An 11,523-nucleotide genomic window follows, 5' to 3' on the forward strand; every position below is an offset into this window, starting at 1 on the left:
TTTTTTAGGTCTGCGACCCATACGAATAACATCAGAAGGGGTGATATGTTTAGAGGGGATGAATGTTAAGAAGTGCTTCAACTGTTAAAATAATGTCAATATGTGTATAAGAAAGAACAGTTTGTACACCTTAATTTGACGGCGGAAGGGGTATTTTTGAAGATGAGGAAATGGATCTGTCTGATCCATTTTCAAGTCTAACTTTATACCGTTTCAATGAGATATTTATTACTAAAGGCTGTTATTGTTTATCTGCTCTTTTTTGGCATGAAGCTGAGGCACAGCCGAGATTGGAGACCCTGGACAGGGGGGTGGTGTCTGTCAGAAAAACACCGACGTCGGTGTTTTTAAGTTGGCGCTTTCTGGGGACCGATCCCGATGGCGTGACATTCAATGTTTACCGTGATGATGTCAAGGTCAATGACCTTCCGCTCGACGGGGCCACTAATTATGTGGATGAGGTATCCGGTGATTTTTCCTATACTGTAAAAGCTGTTATAGATGGTGTTGAACAGTCGGCCGACGCTGCTGTCCCGGTGTGGGCGAACAATTGGCTGGACATTCCGCTGTCGTTGCCGGCTGGCGGACAAACGCCTGACGGGGTGAATTATACCTATAGTCCCAACGATTTAAGTGTGGGGGATATTGATGGCGATGGCCAGTATGAAATCATTGTCAAGTGGGACCCTTCTAATTCGAAAGACAATTCGCAAAGCGGACATACCGGAAATGTTTACCTGGATGCCTATAAAATGGACGGGAGGCATTTTTGGCGGATCGATTTGGGGGTGAACATACGTGCCGGGGCACATTATACGCAATTTTTGGTGTGCGATTTTGACGGTGACGGTATGGCCGAGGTAGTTTGTAAAACGGCACCGGGAACCATTGACGGAACGGGTACTGCGCTGACGATGGGGCCTGCGGCTTCTGCCGATCATGGGGCCGACTACCGCAATGATGGTGGTTATATCTTGTCGGGACCGGAATATCTGACGGTTTTTAACGGACTAACAGGGGCTGAAATGGCTACGGTGGATTATGTTCCGGGACGTGGGAATGTGAGTTCCTGGGGCGATGGCTATGGCAACCGGGTGGATCGCTTTTTGGCGGGAGTGGCTTATTTGGATGGTGAGCATCCCAGCATTGTGATGACGCGCGGCTATTATACGCGGGCGGTTTTGGGGGCGTGGGACTGGAAAGACGGGGCTTTGACGCAGCGTTGGGTATTCGACAGCAATGATGCCGGCAACAATTCTTATGCCGGTCAGGGCAACCACCAACTGAGTGTGGCCGATGTAGATGAGGATGGCATGGATGAGATTATTTTTGGTTCCTGTGCCATTGACAACGATGGTACTGGGCTGTATTCTACCGGACTGGGACATGGGGATGCTTTGCATGTGTCTGATTTACTACCTGCGCGGGAGGGTCTCGAGGTATTTATGCCCCACGAAAGCTGGGGTAACGGGGTTACCTTGCGCGATGCAGCAACGGGAGAAATTATATGGCAGAAGAAAATGGAGGGGGCCGATATTGGTCGGGGCCTCTCTGCCGATATTATGGCGGAACATCCGGGCAATGAGTTTTGGGCGTCCAGCGGCATGGGGGTATACGATGTTCATGGTAATACAGTCGGTTCTATTCCCTCTATTAACCACGCTATTTGGTGGGATGGCGATTTGCTGCGCGAGCTGCTGGATGGAAATACCATTTCAAAGTACGGGGCGGGGACTTTATTGTCCGCTACCGGGTGTTCGTCCAACAACTCGACTAAAAAGAATCCCGGTATTCAGGCGGATCTATTGGGCGACTGGCGTGAGGAGGTTATTCTAAGAACCAACGACAATACCAAACTGAGGATTTTTACGACGGACATTCCTACCATCTATCGATTGCCTACCCTGATGCACGATGCGCAATACCGGACAGCCATTGCCTGGCAGAATGTGGCTTACAACCAACCACCCCACGTGAGTTATTTTTTGGGAGATGGGATGGAACTTAAGTATCGCCAGTCTTTTCTCCGTTATCCGGTATCCATAGCGGCGGAAAATATAGAGGTCCATGCCCTGTCTTTGAAATGGCAGAATCTGGAGGATGCGGCCGATGAAATTGTGATCGAAATGAGCGATAACAAGGTTGATTTTGAGGAAGTGGCAAGGGTGGATGCCCAATTGACTTCGGCTCATTTTGAGGATTTATTGGGTGGGACGACTTACTATTTTAGGCTAAAAACGGAAACGGCCGACAGACAATCGGACTATTCAGCTGTATTGACGGTTCGCACCGTGGAGGAGCCTATGGCGCCTTTGGCTTCAACCCTTCTGTTACCAGCCAATGGTGGCGCGGGGGTCAATTATTCCAATGTGCTTTTCAGTTGGGAGAACAGTACCAATTCAACGGCGGGTACGGTTTATTACTCGTTGTATGTGGGGACTTCTGCCGAATCCATGGCACTGGTGCAAGAGGAGCTGACCGATCCTTCATGGACCGTCTCTAAGTTGGCGTCGGGAAGCAATTACTTTTGGCAGGTGAAGGCTGAGAATCCCCTGGGCACATCCCTAAGCGAAGTGGGACAGTTTAGCACCGCTCAGCTGATGGACAGAACCTTGCTTTTACACATTCCCTTTGATGAAACATCGGGTGCTGAAGCAGTGGATGTGGTCAGCCTTACCAAGGCACAGGCTTCAGGATTTACGCCCCAGTGGCAGAGTGGAAGGTGGAATAACTCGGTCTTTTTTCCGGCCACACCCACCACTTCCCATATCTATTTTCCGCACCATGAAGGCATCCAACTGGATGATCAATCGTTTACCATTTCATTGTGGTACAAGTCGCCAGGCACCATCGCAGACTCTTACCTGCTGCACAAAGGCATGCACGATGGGGCCAACGGTGGAAATGGAAAATGGATCGGACTACAGTATAAGGGTACTAAGCTGACTTTTGCCGTGGACGACAATGTCAATAAAACGAACATCGATATTGCGGATGCCGATCAGTGGTTTGATAACCAGTGGCACCACTTGGTGGCCATCAGAAATCGCGAAGATGGGAAGCTACTGGTTTACGTGGATGGTGACCTGAAAGGGGAGCGCAATGATATAACGACCAATGGCATTGGTGTGTCCACGGATTTAATTCTGGGTAATTGCGACGGCTATTTTAACACGCCTTTCCCGGGACATATGGATGAACTGCGTATATACAATGAGGCCCTTACGCCAGGGGAAGTAGAGGATTTATATCTGGATGCGGCGACCTCTTTAAATGAAGTCGGTGCCATGTTCCATCAGAACGATGTGGTCGTCTCTCCCAACCCGTTTAAGGACCGTCTTAGCTTTAGATTGTCGGAGCGCTGGCTGGCCAATGAGGTAAGGGTTTCTGTTTACGATTTGGCTGGCAGACTGGTTAAGCGGGAGACTTGCGAGGTGCGGGCCGGTCAATTTGAGATGAAAGGCTTAGAATATTTGGCCAAGGGCATGTACACTTTTGTGATTCAGGATGACCAAAGAATGGTGGCAGTGAAAATGATGCATTAGACCTTTTGGATAAGATCAGAAGCCCCTGTACTGCCAAAGCAATACAGGGGCTTCTTTTTAAAATGATAAAAGGTCGTCATTGAGCCGTATTGGTCGCTTACTCCGATTGAATGGTAACAGTGGCTCCTTTCAGCCAGGGGGCTGTTAGCTCAATGGTGCCTTCACCCGCTTCGCCGTTGGCTTGTATGTAAACAATCATACGTCCGTTAAAGGCCCTGAGCCGGTTGTTTTTGTAGTTGCCCATGTCTTGTGGATTACTGGCTTCCATTCCCAGCAGGGAGAAGGGGCCGCGGACGCGAACGGAAATTTCATTATCTGCCAAAACAACGTGTTTTCCTTCTGCGTCTAAAATCTCCACTTCTATCTGAGCCACGCCAAAATCTTTGTCGATGGCCTGTTTATTGTCCCAGATTTGGGCAGAGATGCTTTCGGGACGCCCACTGGTCTGTATCTGATACCTGGCTGTTTCCCGGCCATTGGTGTAGCCAATGGCTTCCAGCGTTCCGCCTTCAAAGGGGAGGTCCCAGTGAATGATGCCTGTTTCGTCATTTTGGGCCACTGGCTCACCTATTTTTTCGCCATTCAACAGCAACTGGACAGTTTCGCAATTGGTGTAGCTCACCACGCGGATGGTTTGATCTTCCTGGTAGTTCCATACCGGGTCGGCATCTGAAGACAGATGGTTGCGGCCGCGTCCGTTGGGGTAGGTGCCCAGATAAACCATGGGCTCATTGCTCCACAAGCTTTGACGGAAATAGGCACGTGGCTTTTTGTAGCCGGCCAAATCCAAGAGTCCGGAGGTGAAGCCACGGGATGGCCATCTGTGTGCTTCTCCCAGGTAATCAATACCGGTCCATAAAAATTGGCCAAAAATATAGTCTTTGTCGCGTACATGCTTCCACTCACTCAGGCCATGCCTGTTTTCACTGCCATAAAAGATCCTGTCGGGATATTTTTTATGGTCGCTTTCATACCGGTTCTCTGTGTAATTATAACCCACCACATCCAGTGCTCCGGGGTAGTCCGTTTCGTTGGACATAACCGGTCCTGCCAGTCCTGCCGTTACCGGTCGTGTGGGATCGTACTTGCGGACGATGGCGGCGAAGCGCTCTGCAATGGCACCCAGGCGGTCGGCATGCGGCTGGTCGGGCTGATAGCCACGAACGTGTTGCTGACCAATGCCTTCCTGATCCAGAACAGGGTGGGAGTAGGGATCGTTGGGGTAATCGACCTCATTACCAATGCTCCACATGATGATAGAGGGGTGGTTGCGGTCGCGCAAAATCATATCTTTAAGGTCGGTGGCTGCCCACTCTTCAAAAAAGGCGGCGTGCCCCTGAAATCCGGGCTCTCCCTGGTTCCAGCCTTCGATCCACTTCTTTTTGGGGTATTCCCATTCGTCGAAGGCCTCATTGAGTACCAAAAGTCCCAGTTCATCACACAATTCATACAAGTCCGGGGCTTGTGGGTTGTGACTGGTACGGATGGCATTGGTGCCCAGTTCTTTTAAGGCCAAGAGGCGGCGCTTCCAGACTTCACGGGGCACGGCGGCTCCCAGACTGCCGGCATCGTGGTGGAGACAAACGCCTTTGAGGTTCATGGATACGCCGTTCAAAGCAAAACCTTTATCCGGGTCAAAATCCAGGGTTCTTACACCCACCTTTATATCACTTTGGTCAATCACTTCGTTGTTGGCATATACCTTGGTAACAAGGGTGTATAAGTAGGGGGTGTCGAGCGACCATAAATGGGGATTCGAAAGGTCCATTTTTTGGGTGACACTGCCTTGTTCTCCTCCTTCCAGAGAAAGTCTGGAGGAAGTGCTGGCCACCTGTATTTGGTTTTTGTCGCGTAGTTCCTGAGTCACCGTCAAAGGTGTTGGGGTTCCGCTGTGATTGGTAAGGCTGGTGGCCACCTGCACTTCTGCTTTGCGGCTGGTCACCTTAGGGGTGGTAAAATGAATGCCCCACTGATCGATGTGAATGGGATGGGCCGTTACCAAATAGACATCCCGGTAAATGCCCGATCCGGTGTACCATCTTGAATCGGCCGACTCGCTGTGGTCCACCCTTACGGCAATGGTGTTTTTACCGCCAAAATTAAGATGGGGCGTTAAATCGTGCATGTATGAAATGTAGCCATTGGGCCGCATGCCCAATGAGTGGCCGTTTATAAAAACCTCTCCGTTGCGGTAAACCCCTTCGAGGTAGAGGTAGATTTTTTGGTTCGCTTGTGAAGTAGGGATGTCGATTTGTTTCCGGTACCAGCCGATACCTCCGGGCAGATATCCGGTAGCACTGGCGTGGTGCGGACTATAAGTGCCTTCTACGCTCCAGTCGTGCGGCAGGTTCAGGCTGCGCCAGCGCGAGTCGTCAAAATCCGGCGCAGCCGCCTCTTGCGGGTCGCCCAGTTGAAATTTCCAGTCCCTGTTCAGCAGTTCTGCATCGCCAAATGCTACTTGTCCCTTTACAGGCAGCATCATTAATACCAAAATAGCAATCAGTAGTTGTCGTTTTACCATGGTCAAATGTTATTGTTGGTTTAATACAATTAAATCACTTGACCAATTTAATATTTTGCCTGAGCCTGAGCAAGGAGGGGTTTATTTCAGGATAGAGATTGTCGAATAATTGCTATAGATTTTTAGTGGGCCACATTTGTTTGCGGGCCTTTCCCCAAGTCAGTAATCAGGTAGAGATAATGGATTGGGATTTTACCGCGACTTTTTCCGCCAATGGGTTACAAAGCGTTTTAGTTCCACCAGACCGACCGGTCCGGCATATATGCCGCCGCCACCCATGGCATCGTATACACGGACAGCAATCGTGTTGACCCGACCGGGAATGATGTCGCCGGCGTTCAGATAATAATAGCGTTCCTGCCGGTGCTGCCAGCCTACCTGCATTTGCGAATAGTTGGGGTGCATTTCTCCGGTCTTTCCTACCAGCTTCCCATTGATGTAAACTTCGTCCAGGTCGTCCACTTTACCCAACATCAACACATATCTTTTGTTTTGTTCGGATGGGGGTGCCTGGAATTGCTTCCGGTACCAGCCAAAGCCATCGTAATTGCCCCGGATTTGATCTTCCCAGAAGCCGGGAACGGTGATCGACTGCCAATCATCATCGTTGTGGCCGGATAAGCGCCACGCCAGATCATCGCCGGTTTTAAATTTCCAATAACCTTCCAGATCTACGTCGGGCGGAAGTTCTCGGTACCGGATGTAAATGCCTACCGGACCGTGGATGATGCCACCATCCAGCTGGGCATCGTAAACCCTTACAGCAATGGTATTGGGTGCATTGTAGTTAATGAGTTCTGAAGGAAGGGGGTATCTGCGTTCGTTTTTATAGGCGGTTGAGAAGCGGGGCGGAAAAGCGCCCTTGTGACCTATTTTTACTCCATTAAAATAGACTTCATCCACATCATCAATATAGCCCATGAACAATACGTGAGCGGCGCCCTTGTGAGATGGGGGCATGGACACTTGCCGACGGTACCATGCATAACCGTCATAGCCGGGAAAACCCTGGTTTTCCCAGGTTGAGGGCACCTTTATGGATTCCCAATCGCCATCGTCGAACTCGCGCTCAGCTCTTTGCAGGTCATCCCCGATCATGAATTTCCACTGACCGTGCAGATTTAGGATCTCGTCGTATCTGTCTCCTTCAGCACTCAACCTGAAGGCCAGTAGCAGACAAACGCCTATATATAGCAGTGCTTTCATGAGTCATTAATTTAGTGGAAACCAAAAGGGTAGAATTTGCGATAAAACACCGTATTTCGATGCTCCTTGATATAGGTCAGGCAGTTTTCTTCCGTCATCAGTCCCACCGGCCCTTCGTAAATGCCTCCGTTGCCTTCAAAATCTTCCACTACTACCACCAGGGTGTTGGGACCGTCTGTACGGAGGAGATTCTCAGGAATCGGGTAGGTGCGTCTGATCTGCCAGTCCCCTCTGTTCCTGTTGTCCAAGGCGGTTTTGTACATGTCTTCGGTTTCGCCAATCAATTGGCCGTTTAAATACACCTGATCCTGGTCGTCTATTTTTCCCAGAATGAGAAAGAGTGGTTGATGGGCCAGATGCGGGGGCGTTTCAAAAGTTTTTCGGTAGGTGGCGGTGCGTTATAATTGGTGAAACCCTGACTTTCCCAGGTAGCCGGCACGTATATGGGGTGCCATTCATCATCTTTGTAATCGTCGTTCAGATACGCTCTGTTAAAGTCGAAGGCGATTTTCCAGTCGCCCGCCAGGTTGTGGCTTAAAAGGCGTTCGTCTTCATAATACCCTATGCTTAGTGGACCCCGGATGATGCCGCCTTCTTCTCCTTCATCAAAAACGCGAACAGCGATGGTGTTGGGGGCATTGAATTGAATCAGCTCTTTGGGAAGGGGATAGACCACAGGAATGTTGTAGGCTGTTTCGTATTCCGGAGGAAAACTGCCTGTCTGGCCGATCAGTACCCCGTTAAAAAAGACTTCATTGACATCATCAATGTAGCCCAGTTGAAGCTGCAAATGATCGCTGGAGCTGGTGGTGGGGATGGTAATGCTGCGCCTGTACCAGGCGTAGCCGTTGTAGCCAATATAACCCTGATCCTGCCATTTTCCGGGCACACGCAGGGAATCCCAGTGGGAATCGTCAAAATCCTTCCCGGCCCAGGCCGCATCGTCCCCGATGTTGAATCTCCAGCTCCCATCGAGGGTCAGTAGCGGTTCAATGGTAGGAGACGATGCTTCGCTACTCATGCGGATGGTGCAACTGCCATGACTGGTAATTATAAGCAGGGTGACAAGGACTAGTAAAGAAGCTTTCATAATGGTTGTTTGTTATGGATCATTTCTCGTGCGTCAAATAAACATGCAGCTTTGCGACGCCTCTCATATTATTTTCAAATTTACAACAATGGCTGGTTGATATTGTCGCCAGGATGTTAGGAGATGTCACGAATTGTCACCGATCACAGAATGAGTTTATAGCCAATGCCATGCACCGTGAGAATGATTTTGGGATCGTTGGAGTCGGCTTCAATTTTTTGACGCAGTTTGAGAATAAAATTGTCGATGGTCCGCGATGTTGGCTGGTAGTCGGTTCCCCAAACAGCATCCAACAAATTGTCGCGGTCAACGGTTTCATTTTTATGGGCATACAGGTAATGAAGAATTTCAAACTCCTTGTGCGAGAGTTTGACCTCTTGTCCATCCACACTGGCTGTGTAACCCGCAAAGTTGACCGACAAGCGGCCAATTTTTTGTATCTGATGATCTTCGGTCAACGCTTCAATGCCGGTGCGTCTTAAAATGGCACGGATGCGTGCCAGGAGTTCGCGCAGACTGAAGGGTTTGGTGATGTAGTCATCGGCTCCAAATTCGAGTCCCAGCACCTTATCAATTTCTTCTGCCTTGGCCGTGAGCATAATAATGGGTGTTTTAATGCCTCTGGTGCGGGCCGATTTGCACACGTCAAAGCCCGACATCTCGGGCATCATGACGTCCAATAATACCAGATGGTATTTGTTGGCCAGAAGTTTTTTCAGACCCTCTGCTCCATTGTCGGCCGTGTCCACCTGATAGCCTTCAAACTCCAGGTTGTCCTGCAAGCCTTTGAGCATCGAAATTTCATCTTCAACAATCAGGATATGAATCATTGGTTTGTCTTTTTGGGTTTATGGATGATGGGAAAATACAGGCGGAAGGTCGAACCAGCCTCCGGCTTACTTGTCAGCGTAATTTTTCCTTTGTGGGCCTTGACAATTTCTTGTACAATAGACAGGCCCAGTCCGGTCCCCTTTACTTCGTTGGCCAGATTTTGGTTGGTGACCCTGAAAAACTTGTCAAAGACCAGTTTTTGGTCTTTTTTGGCAATGCCTCTGCCGTAATCTTTAACTTCAATAAAAACTTTTCGTTTCTCGATCCCGGTGCTTATATCGATTTTTTTAATGTCCCGACTGTATTTGATGCCATTGTCAATCAGGTTGATGATGGCATCTGCAATGGCTTCTTTATCACCCAGAATATTGGGCAAGGGCTGTTCGGGACTGAATTGGAGATGAAAATTTTTGTTGTTGAGATGGAAATGGTAAGTCTCCAGAATTTGCTCAGTAACCAGATTGAGGTTACAAATCTCCGATTTGTAAATCCGCTTGCCGCTTTCAATCTTGGAGAAACTCAGGATTTTATCCACCATGCTGGTCAGTCGATGGGTTTCCGTTCCTATGATTTTATAGTACTCCTGGACTTTTTCCACTGTTTTTACCCGACCCATTTCCAGGGTTTCTATGTACATGCTGATGAGGGCCAGAGGGGTGCGAATTTCGTGGGAAACATTGGAGATGAATTCTGACTTTATTTGTGCCAGCTGAATTTCTTTTTTGACACTTGAATACAAAAACCAGACACCGGCTATGAGGACGACCAGAACCACCCCAATGAGCATGAGGCCTTCTTTGACCCTCGAGGAGGCGAGGTCTGAGATGGTTTGCTGTTGGAGACTGATGCCAATCTTGATTTGGGGAAAGAGCCACATGTCGCCTTCCTGATCAAAACGGATGTTTTGGTCGGGGGTCCCTTCGCTGGTCAACAGAATATTTCCGGATGGTTGATGACGCAAGGCGATGATGAAATTGTCCTGGGCAATGGATTGCATCCGGGGACTGACATGGTTTTGCAGAAATAGCTGAAGGTCGAGTTCAATGAAACACACTACCGGCTCATTTTCTCTGTCCTTACCAATAAATAAAAGAAAAAAGGCATTTTCTTGCTGGGCGTGGGAGAGGAATTTGCGGTAGTTGTTGTCGTAATAAGTCAATAATTGTTGGATGGCGGCTGCCTCCTGTTGCTGGATTTTAGCTATTAGTGGTGACTTGTTTTCGTGATTGGGGGCAGTGTAGAGGGTCTGGATTTGTTGGCTGTCAGTACTGGTGTACAGGCCCAGTATGGATGGGTTTTCATCCCCCAGACGCTGAAGCAGGGCTTCATCGGATGGATACATCAGCCATAAATCGATGCGTGAGGACCAATTGCCTGCCACATCCTGTGCATAAGTGTTAATAGACGATACAATGGTTTCGAGTTGGTTTTGATAAACAGTGCTGATGAGTTCCTCGTTGTCATTGATCCTGGTGTATTCATAAAAGGTGGCAATGGCAACCGGGAACAGCAACAGCACTGTGAGGCCTATTAAAATTTTATGCAGTGTCTGGTTCATATTCTGTAATGGGAAAATTCAAGGAATAAAACTAAAAAACTATTTTGTTTTTAGCTATTTACGGACCATAAATCCTGAGATTCTTTTTATAGCGGATCCGAATGCTTTCCCGGCTCATTATTTTTTCGTCAGTTGCTGGTCGGCCACCTGAATGTCATCTTTGTTCCAATTCATCACAAATTCTTTGATGTCATCGAGTTGTGGATTCTTTTGAATTTCGATGCAGTCGCCATGCACATAGAAGTAGAAATTCACATCCGGATGATCGGAGCTGCCATTGTAAAACTCATGTTTGTAAACGGCTACCTGGTTTCGGTAATCGATTAGTTCCATCATGTCCTGGCGTTTGGTTTTTTGATTGTACACATAAACCGGCATTCTTTGCATGAGCTTGCCATCTTTGGCGTATCTGAGTACGTCTTTGTTGGCCATTTTAATGGTTTCGCCATCCAGTCGGGTACAGGTGGTCTTAAAGGCACCTACTGTAATGTCCTGACAAATGAGGGTGTCGTTGTGGGTCACCACATAATTGGAAGTTACTTTTTGGGCATTGACAAAAATTCCCATAAGGGCCATCGCGGTAATTAATAACATTGCTTTCATCGTTTCAGAAATTTTAGTTAAACATGGATTGATTAATTATTCTGATACAAATGTAGGGCAGCGGATATGTTTAGGTGTCATGGTGTTTTCATGTGTTGTCATGAGATGTCATGGGAGAGGGGTGGGAAGGGTATGATGGGTTGATAGGGTTGGTGGGGGCATTAGGTTG

General features: G+C 48.5%; 8 protein-coding genes. 1 reads left to right on the plus strand and 7 read right to left on the minus strand.

Annotation, left to right across the window (positions count from 1 at the left end; translation table 11 throughout):
• Positions 1 to 170: 170 nt before the first annotated feature.
• The gene (locus tag JCM15548_RS25990; RefSeq protein WP_083985124.1) at positions 171 to 3,545 is read left to right on the plus strand and encodes a rhamnogalacturonan lyase family protein; all 3,375 of its coding nucleotides are present in this window, start codon (positions 171 to 173) and stop codon (positions 3,543 to 3,545) included.
• A gap of 97 nt (positions 3,546 to 3,642) precedes the next feature.
• On the opposite strand, the gene JCM15548_RS12460 is transcribed toward JCM15548_RS25990, so the two are convergent.
• The 7 genes from JCM15548_RS12460 to JCM15548_RS12490 form a co-directional block, all read right to left on the minus strand.
• Positions 3,643 to 6,066, minus strand: coding sequence for a glycoside hydrolase family 2 TIM barrel-domain containing protein (locus tag JCM15548_RS12460; protein ID WP_062125833.1), 2,424 nt, complete (start codon positions 6,064 to 6,066; stop codon positions 3,643 to 3,645).
• Between the two features lie 192 nt (positions 6,067 to 6,258).
• The gene (locus tag JCM15548_RS12465) at positions 6,259 to 7,272 is read right to left on the minus strand and encodes a beta galactosidase jelly roll domain-containing protein (protein ID WP_062125836.1); all 1,014 of its coding nucleotides are present in this window, start codon (positions 7,270 to 7,272) and stop codon (positions 6,259 to 6,261) included.
• Positions 7,273 to 7,283: 11 nt separating this feature from the next.
• Positions 7,284 to 7,628: a beta galactosidase jelly roll domain-containing protein gene (locus JCM15548_RS12470; RefSeq protein ID WP_083985125.1), complete on the minus strand. Its 345-nt coding sequence runs from the start codon at positions 7,626 to 7,628 to the stop codon at positions 7,284 to 7,286.
• Positions 7,589 to 8,362 (minus strand): beta galactosidase jelly roll domain-containing protein, encoded by a 774-nt coding sequence (locus tag JCM15548_RS12475; protein WP_062125842.1) that lies wholly within the window; start codon positions 8,360 to 8,362, stop codon positions 7,589 to 7,591. Before JCM15548_RS12475 ends, JCM15548_RS12470 begins: the two co-directional genes overlap by 40 nt.
• A 143-nt stretch (positions 8,363 to 8,505) precedes the next feature.
• Positions 8,506 to 9,192 (minus strand): response regulator transcription factor, encoded by a 687-nt coding sequence (locus tag JCM15548_RS12480; RefSeq protein WP_062125845.1) that lies wholly within the window; start codon positions 9,190 to 9,192, stop codon positions 8,506 to 8,508.
• The gene (locus JCM15548_RS12485; protein WP_062125848.1) at positions 9,189 to 10,751 is read right to left on the minus strand and encodes a sensor histidine kinase; all 1,563 of its coding nucleotides are present in this window, start codon (positions 10,749 to 10,751) and stop codon (positions 9,189 to 9,191) included. Before JCM15548_RS12485 ends, JCM15548_RS12480 begins: the two co-directional genes overlap by 4 nt.
• A gap of 117 nt (positions 10,752 to 10,868) precedes the next feature.
• The gene (locus JCM15548_RS12490) at positions 10,869 to 11,354 is read right to left on the minus strand and encodes a hypothetical protein (protein ID WP_062125861.1); all 486 of its coding nucleotides are present in this window, start codon (positions 11,352 to 11,354) and stop codon (positions 10,869 to 10,871) included.
• Positions 11,355 to 11,523: the final 169 nt, after the last annotated feature.

The organism is Geofilum rubicundum JCM 15548, assembly GCF_000974365.1.
GTDB classification, from domain to species: domain Bacteria; phylum Bacteroidota; class Bacteroidia; order Bacteroidales; family Marinilabiliaceae; genus Geofilum; species Geofilum rubicundum.